Origin of the sequence: Paenibacillus sp. JJ-100, assembly GCF_948329825.1 — a bacterium.
GTDB lineage: Bacteria > Bacillota > Bacilli > Paenibacillales > Paenibacillaceae > Paenibacillus.
In genome coordinates this window covers 375,978-400,259 of sequence record NZ_CAOJCM010000001.1, presented here as the reverse complement: position 1 = coordinate 400,259, position 24,282 = coordinate 375,978, and the positions used below count along the sequence as shown (strand labels likewise).

Here is a 24,282-nt window from a genome sequence, read left to right as displayed (position 1 = left end):
AAGCGTATACGGTGAAAAAATTCCTTGTTTTACCGTAATTCAGAGTATACATGTTTCGAATATATAATGCAACAACTTTTGATTCCTCCTTCGCCTAGCTAATTCCAGAGCATTTGGATCAATAAAAAAGAAACAGCCTCTATTCATAGGAAGCTGTTTCTATTATTTTGTTTATCCACCGTCTGAATCACAACCGTCCGATTGCGTCCCTCTTCCTTGGCCAGATATAACGCATTGTCCGCCAAATGAAATAGTTCGGATTCGGACTGGGAGTGCATTGGAAACTCAGCTATACCAGCCGAGATCGTAATCGAACGATCGACAACCAGTACACTTTCTTCAACGGAAATGCGTATTCGCTCCGCCACGTCATACGCCATTTTGGAATCATGATTACGCAGCAACACCACAAACTCTTCCCCACCAAAGCGGAAACAAATATCTACAGGTTGAACAGACGCCTGTATGCGTTTAGCAATCTGTTTTAATACCTCATCTCCGGTAGAATGACCATAGGTATCATTAATTAACTTGAATCGGTCAATATCCAGAACAATAATGGCAAACGGAGTCTCATCATGTATCCATTCCTGTATAACTTCCTCGAAGGTCCTGCGATTATTCAAACCGGTTAAGACGTCTGTTCTCGCATCGTACACCAATTGATCCGTCTTATTCCTGAAACTTGCCATGGCCCCAAGCATCGTACGCGTAAGCAAGTCAGCTTCTCTGTTCCAGTGTGGTTTCACGGCAGGAAGATCTACCCGCCCTTTGTCCACTTGTTGCACAAGATCAGCTAGAAATACAAACGGGTGCACAAGTTTGCGGGCAACCCTCAATACAATCAGGGTCAACAGAATAAACGGTATCGCTGTGTAAAGCAGCAGCATGCCGATCTGAAGATTTAATTGATCATACACAATTTGCGTTGGGGATACGACAACAACCCCCCAATCGGTAGCCGAAACTTTGGAATACCCTGCAAGGGTGCTTACCCCGTCCAGGTTCGTATATTTTTCTTGTCCTGTCTGATTTTTCATCATTTTTTGAACGACTGTGTTCTGGCTTAAATTTTGTCCAATTCGGTTAACATCTGGATGAAAGAGTATCGCCCCATTATGGTCAATAATATAAAAATACGTTCCATTACTGGCTTTAAGTTGACTTCCAAATGATAAATCCAGTATATTATTTTCCTGCAAGTAGATGCTTCCGCTAATTAATCCTTTAAACTCTCCCTCAGCATCAATAATCGGTTCACTGATAAAGGCGATTTTGCGCTTGGATCGCGGTGTCAGATAAGCATCCGATATGTATGAGGTTCTAGCTTGAATCGCCGCTTTGGCCGCATCAGAGCTAATATATTTTCCGACATTCTCCTCCGAATAAGGTGACCTCGACAGTACAAGCCCCGTCTCGTCAGTCAGAACCAGAGTATTAAAATAATTGCTGCTATTACGGATTAAATCCATTGTAGAGTTGAGTTTCCCCTTGTCTTTGAAATCGTCATTTTCAAAATACTCCGCTCCATATTTCAAGCTTTTTTGCATGGATTCGAACAAGGATTCAAGCATTTGGCTCATCTGCACTGCACTTGCGTTGTTAAGCTTAAGGGTGTTATCAATCAGTGCCTGTTTCTGTGTGGTATATGATGTAATCACCATAATAGTCAATGTCATCAAAACCGAGATCGTAACGAATCCGCCCAGTAGTGCTGTAAGACTGATCTTCTTGAATTCCTTGACTTTTCTACGTAATCTGGATATTTCTTCTTTTGCAATCATTTTACTTCCCCCGGATTCTCATAAAAAGGCATATCCATTCTATTCTATAATAAAGATGTTAAGAATCGATGAAAAGAAAATGATATCTTCACATATAATTAATAGATTTGACAATTCCATGACAATCTAACGGCACATGAAATCTGCAATTCCTTAGGCGTCTACTGCACCGTGAATGATATAACCTTCTTCCAGGAATTGTTCTATGAAACCTGCCATCTGCTTAACCTGTGCATCAATCGGGTGAAGGCTCCCCACTAAAATACGATTCTGAATCTCATTCGGCTCTGCCGGGAGAGCAAAGGCCCGTGTATAAGGAAACGCCTTCGAAAGCGTGGTGAAGATTGCATTAACAAGATAATCGTTTCCAGACCGTCCAAACACATTGAGCATCACAGCTCCACCTGTATGCAGCTTTTGTTTCACCACGTTAAAAAAGGAGCTATTTGTAAACTGTTCTGGCGTTCCCTTCGCTGTAAATGCATCAATGACAATGTAGTCGTATATTCCATTCTTTTCACGTTCCAGCAACGCTCGACCGTCCCCCACGAAGACAGAAGGGCCATCATAACCAAAGAAGTGCTGACTTATTTCTACAACTTCCTCATCCAGCTCGGCCACCTTGATTTGTCGATCAGAGAGATGAGAAGACAATGTACCAATACCATGCCCCACTAGAAAAACACAGTTATAATCAGGATTATTTCGTTCCATCAAATGCAACATAGCTCGGGGATACTCCAATACAATTCTTGAAGGTTCTTCCAGATCCATTACCCCTTGGACAGCTTCATCGGAGAACTGTAATACGCGGAAATGACCCTTCTCTTCATAAAGCTTCCCTGTCTCATATACGGTTAACTCATGCTGTTCACTTTTATTACGATATAACACTCTCAACGCCTTGCCCCTCTCTATAACACGTAACATTATATATCATTCAGGTGACCCAATCGCTTCATATAAAGCTTGTACATAAGCAACACCAAGATTCGAAAGTGACGTACTTTTATGACATATCCACCCTACGTTAATAGACTCCTCACATTCAAGTGGCACAGGAATGATCTCATTACCATTCAGATCAGCACTGAGCACCCCTGTAGAAATTGTATATCCATTGAGACCAATAAGCAGGTTAAATAACGTTGCCCGGTCATTCACTTGAATACTTTTCGGATGGGATAATGTGCTCAGAATTTCTTCAGAAAAATGAAAAGAGTTATACTCCCCTTGATCAAATGAAAGGTAAGGATAATCCTGAAGCTGCTCGATGGCTACGGACTCTTGTTTGGCGAGTGGATTGTTGACACTGATAAAGATATGTGGTTTAGCCGTAAACAGGCTCGTAAACACAAGACCGGCGTCCTTTAGCAATTTATTAATAACTTTGGAGTTGAACTCGTTCAGATACAGTATGCCAATCTCACTGCGAAGGCTTTTGACATCCTGAATAATCTCATATGTTTTAGTCTCGCGTAAAGCAAGCTCATATTCATCATGACCATACTGCTGAACAAGCTTTACAAAGGCATTCACAGCAAACGCATAGTGTTGTGTTGATACCGAGAAATGCTGCGGGGACGGTTTGGCATTCAAGTACCTGTTTTCGAGCAGTTCTGCTTGCTCCACAACCTGCCGGGCATAGCTCAGGAACTCTACCCCCTCCTTAGAGAGAGTGATCCCTTTGTTCGTTCGTTCAAAAATAGTAATGCCAAGTTCTTGCTCCAGATCACGAATCGCATTGGACAAGCTTGGCTGAGAGATAAAAAGCCGCTTCGCAGCTTCATTCATAGAGCCTCGTGTAGCCACCTCAATCACATATTTAAGTTGTTGTAATGTCATGACTTACTCCTTTTTTCCATATTCCATCGTACATAGCGCACTAGATTAAGAGAATTTGTTCCTTTTGGCAAGCCCCGTTATTAGATTCTCCCCTTCCAGCGAACAACGTTCAGGAAACATGCTGCGCTGCTCGAGCTTACTCTGAATAAAATTAATAACCTGTTGCAGAGAGGTAATCTGCTCTTCTACCTTTTTCTGGTAATCAATCAACTTGTTCCGTTCCTCCGGAAAATCATTCAGATCCGATTCGAGCGACATCTGCAAAAATGGCTTTATTTCCTCAAGGGACATGCCCGTTTTTTTCATACAAGTAATCAGAATCATCGTCTGAATGTCCTGCTCGGAATACACCCGATGGCGACTGGCTTTACGCTCCGCACGGGGAAGCAGACCAATCTTCTCATAGTAGCGAATGGTATCCTTGGATAACCCCGAGCGTTCTGAAGTTTCATGGATAGAGAATAGGGTTCGCTCACTCATCAATAGCCCTCCCTGTCACATAGTTCTCTCTATCATATAACTTGGAGCCAGCTCTAAGTCAAGCCGGAATCTCCCATTTGACTTGGAGTCGACTCCAAATTGTAGAATGAGCTCTCCTACAGATGAATCGGCAAAAGTCACATGTTTTATTTCCTCATGCCGATGGATTCTGATATGACTAAAACCACTGGGAGGTCATCATGATGAACCCTATTAACACGCTTCGCACAGCTGTAATTACAGGCTCCACTTCAGGAATTGGCCTTGAACTCACCCGAAAACTTCTATCGAATCAATGGCAGATCATCGCTCTTAACCGTTCTTCCTTTCCAGCAGATGATACCGATATTCAGGCCGCATTAAACACTGGTCAACTGCGCTCCGTTCAAGCCAATCTAACGAATTACACAAGCCTTCGCTCTGCGCTGGAGCAGATTCGATCACAGACGGATACAGTCGACGTTCTCTTCAACAACGCGGGTGGAAGCACACCTACCCTGCAATATTCAGACCAGGGACGTGAGCTGCATTTTGAGCTTCAGACGGTGGTTCCTTATATCATTTATCGTGAGCTGTACGATCTGCTCCGTCAAGGGAGATTGAAAACCGTGGTGAACACCTCCTCAAGCGCTTTTGGCATGATCAAGACGTTCGATCTCCATTCACTGGAACGACCTACCACGTTTAAAAAGTTATTTGGCCCGTACGCAGCATCCAAACTTGCTCTCTCGTTATGGACACGTGAGGCTGCAATGAATGGTAAGTCAGATGGTATTCGGCTTCTTAGTGTGGATCCCGGTGGAAACAATACGCTAAAAAGTAACAAAGCCTCTGGTTTGCCCTTCTATATCAAACCTGTCATGAAACTCTTCTTTTCTCCCCCAAGTCGCGGGGCCTCATTGCTTCATGATGCCGCACTCGGGACCGTGAATCATGAAACTGGTTCGTTTCTGGTTAACAATAAGGCAAAACGCCTTCGCTTTAGCGAGCATGGCTCTGCTGTACTTCAGCGAGTGCATGGAATCTATGAGCAGAATTATATGGCTAACAAAAGTCTTCTATAGAAAGCAGCTCACCTGATCCTTGATGATTTTGTCAGATGTCAGACTCGACCGATAAATTACGTGTTTAAAAACCCTAACAAAGTGAAATGCTTGTCGTATTAAATAATATAAACCTATATCATTTAGTCCAAAATAGGGTAAAGATGAGAGAAACCTACAATAAGCAGGGAGGAATCTAAAGATGAAAGCCGTTACGTTCCAGGGCATCAAAGACATTCAAGTGAAAGAAGTCGAAGATCCAACACTGCAGCAAAACGATGATATTATCGTTCGAATTACTTCGACGGCGATCTGTGGTTCAGATTTGCATATTTATCAGGGAGCGCTTCCCGCCGCCAAAGACTATGTCATCGGGCACGAGCCAATGGGTATTGTGGAAGAGGTTGGCCCAGAAGTTACACGGGTGAAAAAAGGGGACCGTGTCGTTCTCCCTTTTAACATTGCTTGCGGTCAATGTTTCTATTGTAATCACGATATGGAGAGTCAGTGCGACAATTCGAATGGTAATCCCGATATTCATACGGGAGGCTATTTCGGCTTCACAGAACGATACGGTGGTCACCCGGGTGGGCAGGCTGAGCTGTTACGAGTCCCTTATGGCAACTTCACCCCGTTTGTCATCCCCGAATCCTGCGAGCTGGAGGACGAGGCGCTGCTATTTCTTTCTGATGTCCTGCCGACGGCTTATTGGAGCGTCGAGAATGCTGGTGTTAAACCCGGCGATACCGTCACTGTGCTTGGTAGTGGCCCCATTGGACTGATGACACAGAAGTTTGCATGGATGAAAGGTGCCAAGCGGGTTATTGCTGTGGATCGTCTACCTTATCGGTTGGAGAAGGCCAAACGCATCAATGATGTAGAGACCTTCAATTTTGAAGAATACGATGATATGGGTGAACACATCCGCGAAATAACGAACGGCGGAACGGATATCGTCATTGACTGCGTTGGCATGGATGGCAAAAAAACAACGCTGGAAGAGATCGGACAGAAGCTAAAACTTCATGGCGGATCACTGAGTGCCATTGAGATCGGTATGAAAGCAATACGGAAGTTTGGTACACTCCAGCTTACAGGTGTATATGGCTCTTCCTATAATATGTTTCCTCTGGGTAACCTGTTTGAACGTAACATCAACTTGAAAATGGGACAAGCCCCAGTCATTCATTACATGCCTGAACTGTTCCGCAAAATAACCGCTGGTGAATTCGATCCTACCGAGATTATCTCCCACCGGATATCACTAGATAACGCAAGCGAAGCTTACCGTATTTTTAACGACCATGAAGATGAATGCACCAAGGTTATTTTAAAACCTTGAGCCGAGAGTCATTAACCTAAAACGATGGTTTAATCTGTGAACCCAAATAGACGAAAAAGGCAGACTTACCTTTAACAGGTGGTCTGCCTTTCTCATATTTTATTATTTTACAAACGCAGGTGACTTCTTCCACAATCCCAGAATCAGAGCAGAGATCACAGAACCAATCGCAACAGCAAGCAGGAAGAGCAACGCATGGTTAGCCAGTGCAGCTACGAAAATACCACCATGGGGAGCCGGTACGTTAATGCTCCAGAGCTGTGTAAGCCCACCTGCTACCGCAGAACCAATAATACAAGATGTCAGAACCCGGAGTGGGTCAGCTGCTGCAAATGGAATAGCTCCTTCTGTAATAAACGACAGACCAAGTACATAGTTCGTCACACCCGATTTGCGTTCTTGCTCCGTAAACTTGGATTTGAAGAACGTCGTTGCAAGTGCAATCGCCAGTGGAGGTGCCATACCGCCCGCCATAACCGCTGCCATCCATGCGCCATCTGTGTTGCCGCTGGATGTAAATACACCAATAGCAAATGTATATGCTGCTTTGTTAAAAGGACCACCCATATCGATCGCCATCATGCCGCCGAGCAGCAAGCCAAGCAATACTTTATTACCTGTACCCAAATTACCAAGCGCCTCTACAAGCCATGTGTTCAGAGAGCCGAATACCGGATCAAATACGTAATAAGCAATAGCACCAACGATTAACAGACCAAGTACGGGATAGAGCAGAATCGGCTTCAACCCGTCGATCGCTTTTGGCAGACCTTTCAATGCTTTACGCAGACCAATAACAACGTAACCTGCAAGGAAACCGGCAGCCAGACCGCCAAGGAAACCTGCGTTGGAATTCACAGCCATCAATCCACCAACCATACCTGGCATGAGGGCTGGACGATCACCAATACTCATCGCAATAAATCCAGCGAGTACAGGAATGAGGAAATGGAACGCTCCGTCCCCACCGCCAATGGTTTGCAACAGTTTGAACATCGGATTGTCAGCACCTGCAAGCTGTTCAATCAGGAAGGAGATAGCAAGTAAGATACCACCGCCGACAACGAATGGCAGCATGTGAGAAATACCGTTCATCAAATCCTTATAAATTTTGCTTCCTACACTCATTTTGCCAGCGTTATCGCCCTCATCCTTCGAAGCGCTACCTTGACTGCGATAGATTGGTGCGTCTCCGCTCACTGCCTTACGGATCAGTTCTTCGGATTTGCGGATACCATCACTAACCGGTCTCTGTAACACAGGTTTGCCATCAAAACGAGCCATTTCAACATTTTTATCTGCTGCAATGATGACCCCTTTCGCACGCGCAATCTCATCGGCTGTTAGTACGTTTTGCGCTCCTTCGGAGCCGTTTGTCTCCACCCGAATATTGATGCCCATTTCCTGCGCCTTTTTCTTCAGTGCATCTTCCGCCATAAACGTGTGGGCAATCCCTGTAGGACATGCTGTAACAGCGACAACAAAATCTTCAGAATTGGCATTGCCCTCAATAACTCCAGAGCTATTTTTTATATTGTTTGTGCTACTCGTAGCCGCAGACGCCTGTTTTGCTTTCTCCGCTTTGGCTTTCTCTTTTTCAGCCTCTTTCGCAGCAGCTTCTGCCTGCTTCGCATCAAATAAAGCACTCACTTCTTGAGGCGTATTCGTATTCATCAGCTCAGAGATGAAATCGCTATCAACTAGCAGCCTCGAAAGAGCCGCCAGCGTACGAAGATGCGTGTTACCTGCGCCTTCAGGTGCTGCGATCATGAAAAAGATATGAGCGGGCTCATCATCCAAAGCTTCAAAATCCAAACCTTTTTTACTTTTTGCAAAAACAACCGTCGGTTCATTGACCGCTTTCGTTTTGGCGTGTGGCATAGCGATCCCACCACCGATACCAGTACTGGATTCAGCTTCTCTTTTATAGATCATTTCCTTGAACAGGATCGGATCATTAATACGTCCACTCCGGTTCAGGCTAGCAATCAATTCATCGATTGCTTCATCTTTGGTTGTTGCTTGCAGATCCATGATCATCGTTTCCTGGATCATTAAGTCAGTGATTTTCATCTTAGAACACTCCCTTAAGTTCGGTCGGTCTGCATAATGCAGACCTCATATTCTTCAATTTATTTGAGAGAGACATATGTTCTGAGAGAGACATATGTCATTTTACTCAAAGCTTCGTAATCGTCACCTGATTGCGCAATTCATCAATATACTTACGTGTAGCGAGATCATCCGAGAAGGCTGTCGCACTACCGGACGCAACCCCTGTGCGGAACGCCTCAAGCAGGTCTTGATGCAGCACGTACGTGCCTACAAATCCACCAATCATGGAATCACCCGCACCCACTGAGTTTTTCACCATACCTTTAGGTACGTTTGCATGATACACTTCTGTTCCTGTGATAAACAATGCACCCTCTCCAGCCATCGAGATTAATACATGTTTTGCACCCGCCTCGAGCAATTTCCGTCCATACGACACCAGTTCCTCACGTGTCTCGATGGTTACGCCGAACAACTCGGCCAATTCATGATGGTTCGGCTTCACGAGCAATGGCTGATGCACAAGTGCTTCCATTAATGCAGGACCCGTCGTATCGATAACAAATTCAGCTTTTGTCTGCTTACATACACGAATGAGACGATCATAAAAATCTGATCCGAGTGATGGTGGAACGCTTCCAGAGAGAATGACAATATTTCCTTCTTGCAGTGAAGACAATTTATTCAGCAGCTCTTCAGCCTCTTCTGCTTTTATAGCTGGTCCAAGACCGTTAATCTCAGTCTCATCTCCATGCTTCAGCTTGATATTAATACGCGTATCGTCTGCAATATGAACAAAATCCGTTTGAATGGACTCTTCTAACAGCTTGTCGTTAATAAAGCGACCAGTGAAACCACCCAAAAATCCGATGGCCGTATTGGCAGCTCCAAGTTGATTCAGAATACGTGAAACGTTAATGCCCTTACCTCCTGGCAGTTTCAAATCCCGATTCATGCGGTTTAATCCGCCAAGTTTCAAATCATCCACTTCTACAATGTAATCAATGGATGGATTGAGTGTAATCGTATATATCATCGCTATCCCTCAATTATTTTAGTTTTCTGGGTGATTACCGTCCGCCAATGTTCAGGCATCCGTTCCGTAATCAAATCCGCCTCCTCCAAATCAAACAATTTGGCAAACGTAATTTCCCCAATTTTGCTGGAATCAGCCAGTACATAAGATTTTCCCGACAATTGATGTGCACGCCTTTTAATTAAAGCTTCCTCCGGATCCGGTGTTGTATACCCCATCTCAGGATCTACACCGTTACTACCCAGAAAACACTTATCAAACCGGAAGTTATCCATGTTCTGCAACGCAATGCTGCCGATGACTGCTTTCGTATGCATTTTCATCATACCGCCCAGCAGGTAGCTGCGAATTCGCTTGCTCACCAGTGCCTCTACATGGGAAAGTCCGTTGGTGACCACCGTAACATCTCTGGCTTCGATAAAAGGAATCATCGCCAGTGTTGTCGTGCCAGCATCCAGGTAAATACATTCACCATTCTGAATCTCCTGGGCTGCCAAACGGGCAATTACTGTTTTTTGTTGAATGTTTTTGAACGTTTTTTCTTCCATGCCTGGCTCCAGTGTTTTTTCATTCACCAGTGAAGCACCACCATGAATACGTTTGAGCATCTGACGACTTTCCAGATCAATTAAATCTCTTCTAATCGTTGATTCAGAGACGCCTAGCACATCAACCAGCTCTTGCAATTTCACAATTCCCTGTAAATGTAAGCGCTCTACAATTGCAGCATATCGTTCTTCAGTCAGCATATTCATACCTCCAACTGCTTTTATAATATCATAATATCCGCAAAAAACAATCATTTTCCTTCAAAATAATCAAAAAACATTCAAAACATTTCATACTCCTAATATATTTGTCTCATTTTGTCTAAACTAGTTTGATTCAACCTCCGCAGTAGCCACGAATTTTAGCCAACTGCTCAACGATGTAAAAGCTGCAAGCAATGTTGATTTCATTCTTCAATCTCTGCCTTAGCATGCTCCAACCGACCTTCTATAACCAATGATCATCAAGTGTAAGCTGAACTTTAATGAACAAAAAAACTCTAATTTTCATTTTTTTTCTAACCTGTTGCAATATCATAAATGACATGTTATATTATTTGAGCCATCAATAATTGACGCATCAACTATTGATCTATCAACGATTGAGAGCAGTCACAGAATCATGCGGCAATGGCAATGTATCGTGGCAACTTTAATTATTTGTTAACATACGCCGTTGTTGATTTGGATTCACCCGGGAGGTCTAATCATGACACGTATGCTTTCCAAAGAAGAGCAGATCATTAATCTGTTAAATGTGCTAGGGAATAAAATCAGTCCCAAGTTTGAACGTTGCACAGGGATCAGTTCCTCTCGATTTGAGATTTTACATGAGCTGGATCAGGTAGATGAGATTAACCAGTCCATGCTTCAGAAAATCATTAACATTGATAGTGCTGCAATCACTCGCCACTTGAAACAACTTGAGGCCGATCAGATGGTTACAAGACGCAAAAATCCCGACGATAATCGGGTAACCTTTGTTCGTCTGACAGATCATGGGCGCAAACAGATTGAAGGATATAAAACAGAGAAAACAAATTATATCCATCAGATTCTCAATGGTTTCAGTGAACAAGAGATTCATGCGCTCGCCGATTTCTTGGAACGTATGCAAAACAATTTTTAAATGATATGTAAGGGAGAGATTTCATTGAATACCGTGCAAAGCAAATTCCAAAAAAACAATGATTTTAGCGAAATTACTTACGGTCGCCGCTCCGTCAAATTGTATGACCCTGAAGTGAAAATCAGCCGTGAAGAAATGACTGAAATTTTGGCCGAAGCTTCTCGTGCTCCATCTTCGGTAAACATGCAGCCTTGGCGCTTTCTGGTTGTAGATACACCGGAAGGCAAAGAAAAACTCGCTCCACTGGCAAAGTTTAACCAGAATCAAGTGCTGACTTCTGCTGCTGTGATCGGCGTATTCATCGACATGAACAATGCCGAGTATTTGGAGGAGATTTTTGGCAAAGCTGTGGAACATGGATTTATGCCGCAAGAAATTGCTGAGCAACAACTAAAGTTTGTTAAACCTTACTATGACAATATGCCTGTTTCTGATCTGCGTGACGTTAACCTGATTGATGCCGGCCTCGTTTCCATGCAATTGATGCTTGTTGCACGTGCTCATGGTTATGACACCAATCCAATTGGCGGTTACGAAAAAGATCAGATCGCTGAAACGTTTGGTATGGATAAAGATCGGTATCAGCCAGTTATGTTGATCTCGATTGGTAAATCTGCAAAAGAGGGACACCCTTCCTACCGTCTGCCGGTTGATACGATTACAACTTGGGCTTAAGGTTAGAAGATAACTGTCTTATTTATACATTCGTTATATCAACTACACCAACATGGAGGTTCTCACTATGATTATCATTCACGCTCATCTGCAAATACAAGCCGCTCAAGAACAGGCTTTTCTGGCTGCTGCCAAAGAGCTGATCGCTGCAACACGTCAGGAAGAAGGCAACATCAGCTATGATCTGGCTAAAAGCACAGAACGGGAGCACAGTTACACGATGATCGAGTTGTGGAAAGATGAAGCTGCAACGGCCGCTCACAACACAAGTGCTCACTTCCAGGCCTTTGTTCAACAAGCTCCAGCATTCATGGCTGCACCCATGAACGTTGAAGTTTTTGCTGGAGAAGCTGTGAAGCAATAATACGCTTAGCACAAAGAAGAACCGTTCGGTAATCATCCAGCAATGATTAGCGAACGGTTCTTTTTCATTCCATACAAATATACTCTCGTTAATGCCCTAAGAGAAAAGATCAGAATATTCAGCATTATTTCCCATAATATCATTAAAAATGGTACAATGACTTTGGCTACATACATCACACGTTTGGAGGTATACACCACTATGAATATGAAAAAAGGGTTACTTTCGGGATTTTTGGCTCTAGCTTTAACTTCCTCTCTTCTCGTATCTACAAATGTAAGCGCAAACAACTCTAAAGACACAGGATCACCTCTATCCTATTCCCTCGTCACCAAAGGTTATGATTGGGGTCCCGGGATCTACAAAATTATTCTGGACACAGGTGTGGCTATTCAAGGAAGCTCCCTTGAGAAAGACACGTTTAAAGTTCTTGCCGAACGAAGTTACCCGATGTTTAATTTCCAAACCAAACAAAAATATGACGGGTCGGACAGCAGTAGTAGAACCATTGAGAAAGTTTATCTTTCAGACAAAGATGGTAATAAAACCTCTCTGTCCACAGGACAATATATTACGATCGAGATGAAAGTTCATCCAGATCTGATGACGTCCAGTCCATTTATGTTTGATCTGCAATCGTTTACCAATCGATACATAGATCTTCAATATACAATTATCCAGCAAAAGTCCCTTCAGGACAGCACGGGGAACGCTGTTGATCATTTGACCACACGACCAGACACTCCATATACCACGATCGAAGAAGGTGTGGACGTGTTCGATACGTCAGGAAAGTTCAGTTATAAAGATTCTAAGTTCGGTCAGATTGACCTGACCTACGCCTCATATATGCCTGAAAAGGGTAAGAAAAAACCTCTGATCATATGGCTTCACGGTGCCGGTGAGGGAGGAACTGATCCGAGAATTGCGCTGCTGGGTAACAAAGTAACCGCCTTAGCGGATGAATCCATCCAAAAGCACTTTGGAGATGCTGCCGTACTTGTGCCTCAGACACCTACGTTTTGGATGAATGATGGAACAGGTCAGTATACAAAAGATGGAAAGAGCATGTATACCAGATCATTAACTGCATTGATCAAAGAATACGTGAAGCAACATTCGTCCGATATTGATACAGACCGGATATATATCGGTGGATGCTCGAATGGTGGGTTCATGACGCTGAACATGTTGCTTGCGAACCCGGATTATTTTGCAGCTGCTTATCCTTCCGCAGAAGCTTATGAGGATTCCTTGTTAACTCAAAAGGATATTGCCAAGCTGAAGAACATTCCGATCTGGTTCACAGCTGCAGGAGAAGATCCAACAGTAGATACATCGAAGACCTCAACGGCTACTTATAAACGACTCATTGCGGCAGGTGCCAAACAGGCTCATTATTCCTATTTCGACAAAGTACTGGATACTAGTGGCTTGTATACCAAAGGAAATGGAGATAATGCCCCATATGAATACAATGCACACTGGTCGTGGATTTATGTTTTGAATAATGATATTTCCAAAGACTTTAATGGCAAACCGGTGAAGGTTAAAGGCAAAGCTGTCACTCTTATGGAGTGGTTAGCGAATCAAAAGAAATAACATCCAAAATGAAAAGACAAGAAAGGATTAGCTCACATGAATTGAGGAGTAATTCTGAGGAGTAAAAGTATCGAAGTAAGTTCTGGAGCCACATATTGTGGCTCCTTTTCTTTTAATTCATTTTCAAAAGTGCAGCGTAGTGATCGGCGCGCGGTGTAATGAGATTGGCGCATCAAGATGCTCAGCCGTGCGGCTCATACTGTGTATTTTATTGCAAACTACTCACTGCCTGGCTCAATTTTGACGAGCTTGCGTGGTTCTTGTTCTTTTTCACCATACCAGACAAGCACATCTGCAAACAGATCCATGATGCGAATGAAGTTTTTTTTGTCCGCTTCTGTGATCTGATCTGCCAGTTTGAAAATATCATCAAAACAAAGCTCACGAACAAAAGCGGTATACTGAGTGTATACCTCACGGCCTTTCGCCGAAGGTTTAACATAAATATCTTTGCGATTACCACTTAAATGATATTTTTCAAGCAGTCCTTTATCGGTCAGATTTTTCACGTTTTTGGAAAATGTACTCCGGCTAACGCCCAAACGCGCAGCCATCTCGGACATCTTCTCTTCCTGATCCTCTGCTTCCAAAATATACTCCAGTGTCTGGATCTGAGAAGCGGAAAACGTCATATTCGTTCCATAGCTTCGTTGCAGCTTATAGGTGTTGGAATAAGCATTGCCGTACTTGATAATCTTTTCGACAAGCTCTCGATGTTCACCCATCCAATCTAATTTCATGTAAAATCCCTTTCGTCTTCGAATTCTCTCTATAACTTTACTGAAATCAGATTCGTTTTTCAATCCACGAAATGGCTTCTTCAATCACTTCATCCCGAGCCGTTTCATTAAAAATTTCATGCATGAGATGTGCATAGATTTTCAGCGTTTTATCCGTTGAGGCGATATCGCCGTAAAAATCACGGGAATCCTTTTCGCTGACTAGTCCATCATCCGCTCCATGTAATACCAGCACCGGATCAACGAATTGCTTCGCACGTTCTTTGAGCCATTCCACTCCGTATCCCAGACTGTTAAATAGATCGACAGAGATCTGTTTTTCTACCAGCGGATCATTAGCGTAAGCGGATACAACTTCAGGAACACTACATACGCCACTGCCGAGTTCATTCGGGAAATACGTACCTGGAGGAAGAGCCATCGGAAGTTCTCCTGCAACCTTCGTATTAAAGCGGGTCAGCGCCCCCGATAAAATGATACCTTTCACTTTACCCGGATATTTCGTTCCAAATGCTGAAGAAGCAAATCCGCCCATACTATGTCCAATGATATAGAGCGGAATATCGCCGCTCTCCTGCAGTGCCGTCTCAACTACGACGTTCACATCATCGATCAGATGATGAAAGTCACTGTAAAATGTGCGCTGTCCTTCGGATCTGGCATGACCCCGATGGTCAAAACGATATACATTGAATCCACGATCGTTCAGCTTCTCCGTTAAATAATCATAGCGGCTGGCATGCTCAGCTAATCCGTGTACGATAACTACGGCTGCCTTCGCATGATCCACTGGGTTTTTACTGAAGTATAACTGTGTGCCATCAAAAGATTTGATCGTTGTTTCGATGCTGTTGCTCATAGGTTATCCCATCCCTTTTCACATTTTAGTATTCACTATAAATAATATTGTTTCTTACAGAAACAATATATCACCCATCTGATCTGTTTGTCTACGATTTTCTGAAGCGTTTACAAGCCTGAGTTAACCATGTCCATTCCGTAACATCATCAAAGTTCACTTGATCATCTTCGTAAGCAGACGGTTCACCACTGATCATTACAAGTGATTTTCTGTCTTTGATATCCCCCTGCAACCATTGGACCAGCTTCTCTGGAAAAAAATGACTAAACCAACTGAAGTAGTAGTGTGTGCTCAAACGAATGACCTCCATATGTATAAATTACATGCTACTATTCTTTACTCACCGTTGATAATGAAGTGCATTACTTACAAGCCCCTCCTTTTTTTCAGGCCTGCTTCCAATCATATTCCATTAGTTCTGCCGTTTTTCGAGCTCGATCTTCGCCTAGCAATCTTTCTACAACGTACAACGCAGCATCCATACCAGCTGATATGCCCGCGGACAAGATCATTTTCCCATTATCCACATAACGAATATCTTCAATTATTTCGGTAGAAGCAGGTACAACATCTTTTAATTCCTTAACAGCCAAGCGATTTGTTGTTACTTTTAAACCATCTAATAATTGGGCTTTAGCTAAAATTAAGGCTCCAGTGCAGACCGACAGGATGATCTCTACTTCATTGGATACTTCTCGAATCCAACTGGTAATCGTTTCATTGTTCATTTCTGTTCTTGAACCCCACCCTCCAGGGATCACTAATATATCAGGATTAGGGCAATTATGGATCGTATAAGCTGGATTGATGCTCAGCCCACCCAATGCTTTGATCGCATTTTCCGTTTCTGCCACAGTGTACACATTGAAGTCCTGCCCCCTGTTACTTCCTGAGATGAAGACTTCGAATGGTCCTGCAAAATCCAAAGGTTCAACTTGTTCGAAAATAAATACTGCTACATTTCTTGCACGCCGTACCTGTTCCATAATCTCCAACTCCCCATAATAAATAAAAGCATTCGATCTAATTCCAAATATTTACTCCATTATAGTCTGAGGATTTAGATGACTACAAGATTTTTAAATTATCCGATCCTTGATCCCAAAGCTGAAGGCGGGTTCTACTTTACTTCCTCAATGCGGACAGAACAGGGTGTTCCCCTGAGGTCAATTCAAAACAAAAAAACGCCATCACATAATATGATGACGTTTACCCTAATCTGCTATTGGATGGAATTCATTAACTCGTAGAAATACTTAGGTTCATTCGTTTTATTAAGATGATACCATGCGTCTAATGTTTCTGGAGTGAATACGTCTAGCGCTCTTAAAACATAAACAGAAAATTCTAGTGGAGCTACTCCAGATGCGGTAACCAATTTCCCATCAGTAACAGCAGATTCCAACTTGTAATATTTTTCGCCCGTGTAAGACTGACAAATCATTTTAAGGTAGGACAGATCATTGCTTGTATGAAAGCGGGAATCTAACAATCCTGCTTGAGCAAGTCCTATGGAAGCGCCGCAGATTGCGCCAACTACGATCCCTTCCTGTAAACACATGTCTGCAATATGTAATATGGGACTGTGAACAGCCTCTGTCCATGTGTTTCCTCCAGGTAAAATCAGCGCATCTACGCTTGTAATGTTGCACTCATCCACTGTAATGTCAGGCATTATTTTCAATCCGCCCATTGTAGTTACTGGCGTCTTGTCGATCCCAACAGTAACGATTTGTGCTGGAGCCAGACCCTTTCTAAAGTATCTTCCTGAGTTTAGCTCGGCCGTTAAATAACCTATTTCCCAATCGGACATGCTGTCAAAAACATAAAGATATACTGTATTGTTCATTTTGAATTTCTCCCTTTACTTATCTATCAAAGACTACAATCCATCGATAATCACTGACTTACCTCATTATAAAACAGCTTCACTGACATCTGCTGTCAGTGAAGCTATTAATGTTGATAATATTCCATTAACTCTGATGCAATAGCAACAAGTTTGTCTTTCACACTCTGGGGTTCGATTATTCGAATGGATTTACCATAGGATAGGAGAAAATAAGGAACAGAAGTATGTATTGATTTTTCTTCGAATGAAAAGATAGCTTGATTCGATGTTCGCTCTTGCAGATGATGCCCTAAAAACCAGTGCATGCTTAGTTCATCTAAAGCCTCTGGCCTACCTTCAATCTTTAAAGAAACTAACCCTTCCTTCCCTACAAGATCAGGTAACAGGTTTTTCATAAAAAATTCACGGCTAGAGAAAGCTTCAGGACGCTTAAATATCATTTGAGTACGCTTGATTAGTAAAATCCGATCTACCCGAAAACTTCGTATTTCATTCCTTAGGTGGCAATGTGCAACCGTATACCATTTATTGTTCCAGTAAACGATCCCATACGGATCTATCGTCCTGTTCTTAGGTCTCTCTTCATGGTTTGTGCGATAATCAATCTCTACAGAGATTTCCTTTTCTACAGCATGCTCCAATTCTGCTAATACGAGCTGACTCGAAGGGGTGACCAGACGGCTAATCACTTCAAATCCAGCCAGATGGTGATTAAGTGTGCTTTCCTGTTCCTGATTCGAATACATTTTCAACTTGGATGCCGCATTGTCTAATGTCTCACTCAATGGGTACCCAGCTTCTTTTGCAAAAACAGTTGCATGAAGGAGTGTCTTTTTTTCTTCCATATCAAATAGCAGTGGTGCTCTGATAAATTGATTCAGCAGGCTATAGCCACCATGATGACCTGAATCGGATATGATAGGCACTCCACTAGAACATAGTGCATCAATGTAGCGATAAACTGTTCTTATATTTACTTCTAACTTTTCGGATATTTGTTTTGCAGTCCATTTCCCTCCCGAATTCAACATCCATAGAATGGTTAACATATTATCATTTTTTGGCATAACATAACCCTCGCCCATATCATCATATAAGAATTCCACATGCGTCAATTGCCTACATTCGTTGTTAGCCACAACAAATTTTTCTTCTGTGACATCAAAAACAATTGATTCAACGAAAAACGGCATCTCTTCTTTTTTTGTCCTAAGGAAATAGAACCCCTGACCTCATCGCCGCCAGCGATGAAATGGCTGTCCGACGTGGTCCTATTAAAACCGTGGAAGCTTTGTCCTGACTAGGTTTTTGCCATTTCATTTCCGATCTATTCAGACGGAGTATGAAGTACTGCAATCCATTAACTTAGTGAATCCAACAACGACTTCACCTTGGGATCAAGACTCAGTGCGTTCAAAATGATCTGGAGCGATTCTGCACGAGTGCCTATTGCCTTTAGCCTTTAGGATCGAAGCGATCATTTTCTTTGCCATGTACGATGCCTGCTTGCGCTGTCGTACTAATTTCACTTGAATACGACAGGGTTACTGTCGCGTCCGTGTTATTCGTTACGGTAGCCGTATGTTTGTAAACAGATGCAATCTTATTACCCCTAGGACTTATTGTCGGGCAGAAATGATATTTTTTTTTAGACCACCTTCAATGCGGTGACCAGTATCTTACACTGAACATAAATAGCCCATTGCATGTTAAATTGGAAATAAGAAGCTTGGAAACATAGTTAGGTGCTTATATAATCGGTAATCGGTCATGTTCTTGTCTCTGGCTCGGTATAAAAACTTGTACCGATAATGCAAAAAAGCCGCTGAATAGCGACTTTCAATGGACCCTTTTCTTGTCCTTTGACACAAATCTGTAGTAACTATCGTCAATAACTCATATAACACTTTATAGCTTTCCTCTATAGAATCAGTAAAAGTCATTTTGCTATTATCACTGTAACTAGATTACTTTACTTCGTACGTCAGCGGGAACAAACTAACTAAATATTATGACTCTTCTCTGCGCCAAATTGTTCTGTTAAACTCACTGTCATCAAAAATCCAGTAAATTTCTCGCTGAAGTTCTTTAATGACAGCCTAATCCTCCCGAAGGGTGGGTCAACAATAAGAGCATAATTCCTATCTATCTTTTCAAGAACCACAAAATGCTCTTGCTTCCAATGTAAAATTGCTGGTAGAGTAACCTGCTTAAATTGATTAATACTCTCAATGCGGTAACCTTTAACATCAAAGCCCAGACTCTCCGCAATTTTCTTTAATTGCAATAACGTTAGACCATCCGGTCCAAAGTCCGCCCGTTCACGTAAACTATATAATGAAACTTCCTTCTGATAGTACGCTGATATCATAGCAAGGCAACAAAGTCCACACTCCGACTGATGCATCTGCGCAACATATGGTACACGCCGACGAGCCATTACATTCTCTCCCTTATACTTAGATTTAAGATTACACAATTTATCCATAAGTGGAAGAGAAGAATTTATCATTCTCCAAATTCAAAACGTTAGGAACTTTATTCGGAAATGCCTGCTTTAATAGACCAAATCCAGTCCCCGTCAAACCAGCCATTAGTCCTTTGATATCAAAAGTACGATGGACACCCGTGGTAGTCCATGGTTGATCTTTTAAAAATCTAAGCAGATGTGCTCTGACTACATTGATAGTATCACGAATATCTAACCGATCAAGAATTTTATTAGCATAAAGTAATATTTCCAATTGTCCAAAATCACCGTGACAATAAACAGGATCTGTCCCAAACCCTAATTGTATAGTTGTTTCAAGAGCATTATTAATCTCTTGATCTATATGATCATCCCAATATCCATTTTCCACCAAGCGGAGTCGAGATAACAATACGCCCGGTGCTCCATGACACCATGTCACCTTTGGTGTATCGTTAAGAGTTATCCAATTTTTTAATTCGGCATGATAGTTTGCGCGCTCATACTTTAATCCTTTTTCGATATATTCAATGTACGCAGCACGCTGAGTTACCCTATATAACGCCGATAATGGAGCAATAATTCCAGAAACACCATGAGAATACCCCACAAAGGGCTCATCATGCGTTTTCGTCAACCAAGCTATGCTGCCATCTGGCAGTGTTTGAGCATTCTGAAGCACATGCTCCGCGCATTTCTCGGCGCCTTGCAACGCATCTGTCCAGCCCGTTCCGTGATATATATGCAGGAGTATATCAATAGCTCCAGCTGCACCACTTATATAATCGAATTCAGTGTCCTTATTAACGAGTTGACTATAATAAGGAAGGTATTCCTTAACCATTTGTAGTAACTGTTCATCATTCCATAAGCGTGATAACTGATAGGCAACAAATAGGCCACCACCAATGTTGCCATTTTCAAACGCTCCAACGCTTAACGATACTTTACTTGATCTACCCTTATCTCTCATGATTTCTAGCAACGGTTGCAATGCTCTTCGAGCCATACATTTGTATTGGTTATTTGCAGTCAGTTCAGATAGATAGCCTAAGAACAAAGCAATTCCACTATTTCCACTGTATAGGTCATATCCTACTGGAGATAGCCTGAGATTCCTCTCCTCATGACTGGAAACTAAACCAATCCATGTTATATCGCAAACTGCAGTATTCGAAGATACAACTGCGGATTGAACTAGACTTTCTCCAATGGAAGTAGCTAATCGAACATACTCTGCTTTCCAGTTAGAGTCTAACGCATCGATTGAATCATTTAATCGAAGTTCAGGAATACGATAAGAGTAAAGGTCAGGCTTAGACGCCAAGACAGACATATGTAATAATTGTAACTGATCCCTTAGATCCTTCTCGTCCATTCTTTCGATTTTGTTTATTACAACATCTATCCCTGATTGTTCGAATAACTGAGGAATTCGTTCACCATTTGATGCCCAAACATCTATTTCAGACGGACTGGTATAAAAGATAGGGATATCCCCGTCTTCAATATCGCGCATCTCGTGAGGAACTAATATTAGTTGCTTAGGATCAGCTAGGCATTTCAACCATAATCGATGTACAACAACTTTGCGATCTAATTCATCTCGCAATAAGTCAGGATGATAGAGTGTACGCATTAATTCACCATACGATTCAGTACTTCGCACAATCATTCTAACTCTAACGTAATCAAACTCCCGAATCATTTCTTTCAGTTTGTTCTTGTTCCCCATTATGATCTTGTAAGCTTGAGAAAAACCTTGTTCAATTTCATTGACATATCGATAACTATCGATAACTTCATCATTATAACGTGGAAGATTATTACTTCCTCCTACTTTAGCCATCCCTCTTTCTAACCTCATTCGGTCCGTTCCTTTGTGAGCGACACGCATAACATCAGGTATTTCTTTTCCGCCGTATCCAAAAATACCGCTAACGTCTAAACCTGAGAATGTTTTCGTTTCGAACATATACTGTGGTAACATGCCAGAAGACATGACAGAACTTGCCAGCATTTCACAGGCACGACCTTTTGCATTGTTTTCATATATTTCAATACTTATAGAACGGTGAAACAGGGATTCTAGATCAATGACAACAGGGCTAGATCCATGTGCAATAATATTCTCGTAATGGAAGTCTGTAGCATTAAACATATACATGATTGCTAATTGGACCCCCATATTATGATAGAATTTGTTAACTTGATCCATTGAGATACACTCAGAGAAATCTATAAACTCTGTCCAGCCGTAACTTTCACAATCTATAATTTCTATCATTTTAATATGTGGAACACCAAACTCTATCATCTGCGACAATATTCGATAGTAACCATCATCAACCTTTAATGAACGGGGTTTATAAACCAATTTAGCCCCCGTCGTAAACTCTAAAATCGTCACACTTCGTCCAGCATGAGTGTCCCCTGCACCAATATGAAGTCGAACAAGCTTGCCGAACTGCTCGACCTCAGGCATATGTGAAACAATCCTCGAATAGTCATCCTCAAACCTATTTAACACTTCACTAATATGAACTGCCCATTTTTCAGTTGTACGAAGCAATGAACGAATTAACACAGGGTATTCAAACGCCAATTGGTTTAAAAACCCTTTATCACGCAGCAGACCTTCAAAGTACTGATACCTTTCTTCTTCATTTTCTCCGTGTAGTAGCCCTTGATCCCTTAATACATTCATTTCCAAAATCAGAGTTTTATAACTACAACCCATGATTCTCTCGAACAAAGACGGCAGTGCACTTTTGAAAACAGCAACATTTATATGTAAATCTACATTACGAAGTGTCGCCTGCTTTTCCAATAAATCAAAAGCCAGTAAAAAGAAACGTTCAACGAATCCCGAAAAAAAAGGTGGTTTATAAAAGGAGTCTTCCATTGAGCGATTCAATAACTCTTCCCACTGACATCTCCACATTAAGTCATTTTTCTGCAAATTAAAAATGGTCTCAACTTCAACACTTGATACTTCTTTAAGGCTCCTTATTAAATACTCTTCTTTGTCATAGAAAAATTTCGTCCAGTAATCTACCTTTTCACCAGTAATTATCACTGTATAATAACACCCTTTCAATAATATAAGTGAATTACTGAAACGAATCTAGAAACAGATGACAGTCTTCCCTACATGGAGCGGAGGGTATTTCATACTGTACGCTCGGTAAGCATGATATCTATCATGCTCCTAAGTACAAGAAACACCCTCTTAATAGAATCCATGTCAAGACTAATTGACTCATCACTTTGTTACTACCATGACTCAACTAGCTATAAAATAATATCATTCCTAGTGATTGCACTGATATCTAATTTCAGCATTATAAAGAACTACCAACTGCAACCCGATAGAATCGTAAAGATACTACAGTTCTTCGTAAGGCTAGGCAGATGAGGATAGTCACCACCAGCCACTGTCTCCATTTCAGTATCTGTCAATTCAGACAATACACTCCCCACCGGATTACTCGTATCTAGCTTGAGATTTTCCACCTGATTTTTCCATTGCATGATTTTCACCTCCTTTCATAACTTTATCCTGCCGAGCAGGATATCATTGTTCTCCTTCAATAAGAGAGTCTGAATAATAACGCACTAATTACCCACTTGATATTCACAATAATAATTTTAAAAAAGTCCGAATTTTTCATTATAAACTAATTGTTCATATACGTTTCTCAACAGATACACATAATATTTTATATTTATGGAAAAAATTAATATCTACCAAAAAATTTAACACGGAATATTTCACAAAGTAAAGGGGGGGGATTTGTATGATTACGTCATAATATGTCGCAACAGAATAGTCACTTCTCTTTGAAAAATAAGTTTGTCGAATGAAAACTCAGAAAACCTTTATCACGATGATAATGATCATCGATTACTTAATTGCCCACATCTCAGGTGGCACCTTCCTTTTGTGCACTCAAATCTTTAAAAACATTAAAAATTCCTCTAAAGTTTTCTTGATACACTGTATGCAATTTATGTAAAACTATAAAGTTTGAGATTTTTGTTCATTTTTTAATAACACAATTTTGGCAACATAAAAAAAAGCCCTATAAATCAGGCTTTTTGCTTTATTAAATATACCCACTTTTATGTCATTAGATATTTTAGTGGTTTTCGATGTTTTATCATATATACTTAGTTCTGCCATCTGTCGCAGACTTATTTCACTGCTTCTCGGCCTGCAGCGAAATCTGCTTGACGTTAGTAGCCTACAGTGCGAACAGCCGTATATCTGCGATGCGTGGAGCGCATATCTGCGAGTTGTCCACGTTAACAGTCACCATCTAGACAAACGAAAAAACCCGCTAAATTAGCGGATTCTCTACGAGTATGGAGCCTAGGGGGATCGAACCCCTGACCTCATCGCTGCCAGCGATGGGATTACTTACTTAGTAATACGGCCCCGTACTTAAAAAC

At 41.8% G+C, this 24,282-nt stretch carries 23 protein-coding genes and 1 tRNA gene; 6 read left to right on the top strand and 18 right to left on the bottom strand.

Annotation, left to right across the window (positions count from 1 at the left end; translation table 11 throughout):
- Positions 1–143: 143 nt before the first annotated feature.
- From PQG66_RS02115 to PQG66_RS02100, 4 genes are all read right to left on the bottom strand, one after another.
- Positions 144–1,784 carry a sensor domain-containing diguanylate cyclase gene (locus PQG66_RS02115; protein WP_272034588.1) on the bottom strand — a complete coding sequence of 547 codons (1,641 nt, stop codon included), beginning with the start codon at positions 1,782–1,784 and terminating at the stop codon, positions 144–146.
- Positions 1,785–1,937: 153 nt separating this feature from the next.
- Positions 1,938–2,678 (bottom strand): spermidine synthase, encoded by a 741-nt coding sequence (locus tag PQG66_RS02110; RefSeq protein WP_334220760.1) that lies wholly within the window; start codon positions 2,676–2,678, stop codon positions 1,938–1,940.
- A 42-nt stretch (positions 2,679–2,720) separates the two neighbouring features.
- A complete protein-coding gene (locus PQG66_RS02105) occupies positions 2,721–3,629 on the bottom strand; it encodes a LysR family transcriptional regulator (RefSeq protein WP_272034583.1) in 909 nt (302 codons plus the stop codon).
- A 45-nt stretch (positions 3,630–3,674) separates the two neighbouring features.
- Positions 3,675–4,109 carry a MerR family transcriptional regulator gene (locus tag PQG66_RS02100; protein WP_272034581.1) on the bottom strand — a complete coding sequence of 145 codons (435 nt, stop codon included), beginning with the start codon at positions 4,107–4,109 and terminating at the stop codon, positions 3,675–3,677.
- A 203-nt stretch (positions 4,110–4,312) separates the two neighbouring features.
- Here PQG66_RS02100 and PQG66_RS02095 point away from each other — a divergent pair, with 203 nt between their 5' ends.
- The gene (locus PQG66_RS02095; RefSeq protein WP_272036410.1) at positions 4,313–5,173 is read left to right on the top strand and encodes an SDR family NAD(P)-dependent oxidoreductase; all 861 of its coding nucleotides are present in this window, start codon (positions 4,313–4,315) and stop codon (positions 5,171–5,173) included.
- A 181-nt stretch (positions 5,174–5,354) separates the two neighbouring features.
- On the top strand, positions 5,355–6,494 hold the full coding sequence (locus tag PQG66_RS02090) for a zinc-dependent alcohol dehydrogenase (protein WP_272034579.1): 1,140 nt from the start codon (positions 5,355–5,357) through the stop codon (positions 6,492–6,494).
- Between the two features lie 102 nt (positions 6,495–6,596).
- Here PQG66_RS02090 and PQG66_RS02085 read toward each other — a convergent pair whose 3' ends face one another.
- The 3 genes from PQG66_RS02085 to PQG66_RS02075 all read right to left on the bottom strand — a co-directional run bounded on the left by PQG66_RS02085 (position 6,597) and on the right by PQG66_RS02075 (position 10,334).
- The gene (locus tag PQG66_RS02085; RefSeq protein WP_272034577.1) at positions 6,597–8,567 is read right to left on the bottom strand and encodes a PTS fructose transporter subunit IIABC; all 1,971 of its coding nucleotides are present in this window, start codon (positions 8,565–8,567) and stop codon (positions 6,597–6,599) included.
- Between the two features lie 106 nt (positions 8,568–8,673).
- Entirely contained in the window at positions 8,674–9,585 is a 912-nt protein-coding gene (gene pfkB / locus PQG66_RS02080; RefSeq protein WP_272034575.1) for a 1-phosphofructokinase, read from the bottom strand.
- Positions 9,586–9,587: 2 nt separating this feature from the next.
- Positions 9,588–10,334, bottom strand: coding sequence for a DeoR/GlpR family DNA-binding transcription regulator (locus PQG66_RS02075; RefSeq protein ID WP_272034573.1), 747 nt, complete (start codon positions 10,332–10,334; stop codon positions 9,588–9,590).
- A 508-nt stretch (positions 10,335–10,842) separates the two neighbouring features.
- Between PQG66_RS02075 and PQG66_RS02070 the strand changes: the two genes are divergently transcribed.
- The 4 genes from PQG66_RS02070 to PQG66_RS02055 all read left to right on the top strand — a co-directional run bounded on the left by PQG66_RS02070 (position 10,843) and on the right by PQG66_RS02055 (position 13,903).
- The gene (locus PQG66_RS02070) at positions 10,843–11,262 is read left to right on the top strand and encodes a MarR family winged helix-turn-helix transcriptional regulator (protein WP_272034571.1); all 420 of its coding nucleotides are present in this window, start codon (positions 10,843–10,845) and stop codon (positions 11,260–11,262) included.
- Positions 11,263–11,937, top strand: a complete 675-nt coding sequence (locus PQG66_RS02065; protein ID WP_442954994.1) for a nitroreductase family protein — start codon at positions 11,263–11,265, stop codon at positions 11,935–11,937.
- Positions 11,938–12,004: 67 nt separating this feature from the next.
- Positions 12,005–12,301 carry a putative quinol monooxygenase gene (locus tag PQG66_RS02060; protein WP_272034568.1) on the top strand — a complete coding sequence of 99 codons (297 nt, stop codon included), beginning with the start codon at positions 12,005–12,007 and terminating at the stop codon, positions 12,299–12,301.
- Between the two features lie 201 nt (positions 12,302–12,502).
- The gene (locus PQG66_RS02055) at positions 12,503–13,903 is read left to right on the top strand and encodes a prolyl oligopeptidase family serine peptidase (protein WP_272034566.1); all 1,401 of its coding nucleotides are present in this window, start codon (positions 12,503–12,505) and stop codon (positions 13,901–13,903) included.
- Positions 13,904–14,121: 218 nt separating this feature from the next.
- On the opposite strand, the gene PQG66_RS02050 is transcribed toward PQG66_RS02055, so the two are convergent.
- The 11 genes from PQG66_RS02050 to PQG66_RS02000 all read right to left on the bottom strand — a co-directional run bounded on the left by PQG66_RS02050 (position 14,122) and on the right by PQG66_RS02000 (position 24,270).
- Positions 14,122–14,643 (bottom strand): MarR family winged helix-turn-helix transcriptional regulator, encoded by a 522-nt coding sequence (locus tag PQG66_RS02050; RefSeq protein WP_272034564.1) that lies wholly within the window; start codon positions 14,641–14,643, stop codon positions 14,122–14,124.
- Positions 14,644–14,689: 46 nt separating this feature from the next.
- The gene (locus PQG66_RS02045; protein WP_272034562.1) at positions 14,690–15,502 is read right to left on the bottom strand and encodes an alpha/beta hydrolase; all 813 of its coding nucleotides are present in this window, start codon (positions 15,500–15,502) and stop codon (positions 14,690–14,692) included.
- Positions 15,503–15,593: 91 nt separating this feature from the next.
- Positions 15,594–15,800 (bottom strand): hypothetical protein, encoded by a 207-nt coding sequence (locus tag PQG66_RS02040; RefSeq protein WP_334220747.1) that lies wholly within the window; start codon positions 15,798–15,800, stop codon positions 15,594–15,596.
- Positions 15,801–15,891: 91 nt separating this feature from the next.
- Positions 15,892–16,491, bottom strand: coding sequence for a DJ-1/PfpI family protein (locus PQG66_RS02035; RefSeq protein ID WP_272034560.1), 600 nt, complete (start codon positions 16,489–16,491; stop codon positions 15,892–15,894).
- Positions 16,492–16,727: 236 nt separating this feature from the next.
- Positions 16,728–17,354, bottom strand: coding sequence for a type 1 glutamine amidotransferase family protein (locus PQG66_RS02030; RefSeq protein ID WP_272034558.1), 627 nt, complete (start codon positions 17,352–17,354; stop codon positions 16,728–16,730).
- A gap of 107 nt (positions 17,355–17,461) precedes the next feature.
- Positions 17,462–18,424: a helix-turn-helix transcriptional regulator gene (locus PQG66_RS02025; protein WP_272036408.1), complete on the bottom strand. Its 963-nt coding sequence runs from the start codon at positions 18,422–18,424 to the stop codon at positions 17,462–17,464.
- A 935-nt stretch (positions 18,425–19,359) separates the two neighbouring features.
- A complete protein-coding gene (locus tag PQG66_RS02020) occupies positions 19,360–19,797 on the bottom strand; it encodes a cysteine peptidase family C39 domain-containing protein (protein ID WP_272034556.1) in 438 nt (145 codons plus the stop codon).
- A 40-nt stretch (positions 19,798–19,837) separates the two neighbouring features.
- The gene (locus tag PQG66_RS02015) at positions 19,838–22,906 is read right to left on the bottom strand and encodes a type 2 lanthipeptide synthetase LanM family protein (protein WP_272034554.1); all 3,069 of its coding nucleotides are present in this window, start codon (positions 22,904–22,906) and stop codon (positions 19,838–19,840) included.
- Positions 22,907–23,181: 275 nt separating this feature from the next.
- Positions 23,182–23,361, bottom strand: coding sequence for a plantaricin C family lantibiotic (locus tag PQG66_RS02010; protein WP_272034552.1), 180 nt, complete (start codon positions 23,359–23,361; stop codon positions 23,182–23,184).
- Positions 23,362–23,848: 487 nt separating this feature from the next.
- A complete protein-coding gene (locus tag PQG66_RS02005) occupies positions 23,849–24,013 on the bottom strand; it encodes a hypothetical protein (RefSeq protein ID WP_272034550.1) in 165 nt (54 codons plus the stop codon).
- Positions 24,014–24,196: 183 nt separating this feature from the next.
- Positions 24,197–24,270, bottom strand: a tRNA-OTHER gene (locus PQG66_RS02000).
- Positions 24,271–24,282 lie beyond the last annotated feature (12 nt).

Coding starts and splice junctions, on each gene's coding strand:
- PQG66_RS02115 (WP_272034588.1), bottom strand. CDS start 1,784: ATGATTGCAAAAGAAGAAATATCCAGATTACGTAGAAAAGTCAAGGAA.
- PQG66_RS02105 (WP_272034583.1), bottom strand. CDS start 3,629: ATGACATTACAACAACTTAAATATGTGATTGAGGTGGCTACACGAGGC.
- PQG66_RS02100 (WP_272034581.1), bottom strand. CDS start 4,109: ATGAGTGAGCGAACCCTATTCTCTATCCATGAAACTTCAGAACGCTCG.
- PQG66_RS02095 (WP_272036410.1), top strand. CDS start 4,313: ATGAACCCTATTAACACGCTTCGCACAGCTGTAATTACAGGCTCCACT.
- PQG66_RS02090 (WP_272034579.1), top strand. CDS start 5,355: ATGAAAGCCGTTACGTTCCAGGGCATCAAAGACATTCAAGTGAAAGAA.
- PQG66_RS02085 (WP_272034577.1), bottom strand. CDS start 8,567: ATGAAAATCACTGACTTAATGATCCAGGAAACGATGATCATGGATCTG.
- pfkB (WP_272034575.1), bottom strand. CDS start 9,585: ATGATATATACGATTACACTCAATCCATCCATTGATTACATTGTAGAA.
- PQG66_RS02075 (WP_272034573.1), bottom strand. CDS start 10,334: ATGCTGACTGAAGAACGATATGCTGCAATTGTAGAGCGCTTACATTTA.
- PQG66_RS02070 (WP_272034571.1), top strand. CDS start 10,843: ATGACACGTATGCTTTCCAAAGAAGAGCAGATCATTAATCTGTTAAAT.
- PQG66_RS02065 (WP_442954994.1), top strand. CDS start 11,263: ATGATATGTAAGGGAGAGATTTCATTGAATACCGTGCAAAGCAAATTC.
- PQG66_RS02060 (WP_272034568.1), top strand. CDS start 12,005: ATGATTATCATTCACGCTCATCTGCAAATACAAGCCGCTCAAGAACAG.
- PQG66_RS02055 (WP_272034566.1), top strand. CDS start 12,503: ATGAATATGAAAAAAGGGTTACTTTCGGGATTTTTGGCTCTAGCTTTA.
- PQG66_RS02050 (WP_272034564.1), bottom strand. CDS start 14,643: ATGAAATTAGATTGGATGGGTGAACATCGAGAGCTTGTCGAAAAGATT.
- PQG66_RS02045 (WP_272034562.1), bottom strand. CDS start 15,502: ATGAGCAACAGCATCGAAACAACGATCAAATCTTTTGATGGCACACAG.
- PQG66_RS02035 (WP_272034560.1), bottom strand. CDS start 16,491: ATGGAACAGGTACGGCGTGCAAGAAATGTAGCAGTATTTATTTTCGAA.
- PQG66_RS02030 (WP_272034558.1), bottom strand. CDS start 17,354: ATGAACAATACAGTATATCTTTATGTTTTTGACAGCATGTCCGATTGG.
- PQG66_RS02025 (WP_272036408.1), bottom strand. CDS start 18,424: ATGCCAAAAAATGATAATATGTTAACCATTCTATGGATGTTGAATTCG.
- PQG66_RS02020 (WP_272034556.1), bottom strand. CDS start 19,797: ATGGCTCGTCGGCGTGTACCATATGTTGCGCAGATGCATCAGTCGGAG.
- PQG66_RS02010 (WP_272034552.1), bottom strand. CDS start 23,361: ATGCAATGGAAAAATCAGGTGGAAAATCTCAAGCTAGATACGAGTAAT.
- PQG66_RS02005 (WP_272034550.1), bottom strand. CDS start 24,013: ATGGCAGAACTAAGTATATATGATAAAACATCGAAAACCACTAAAATA.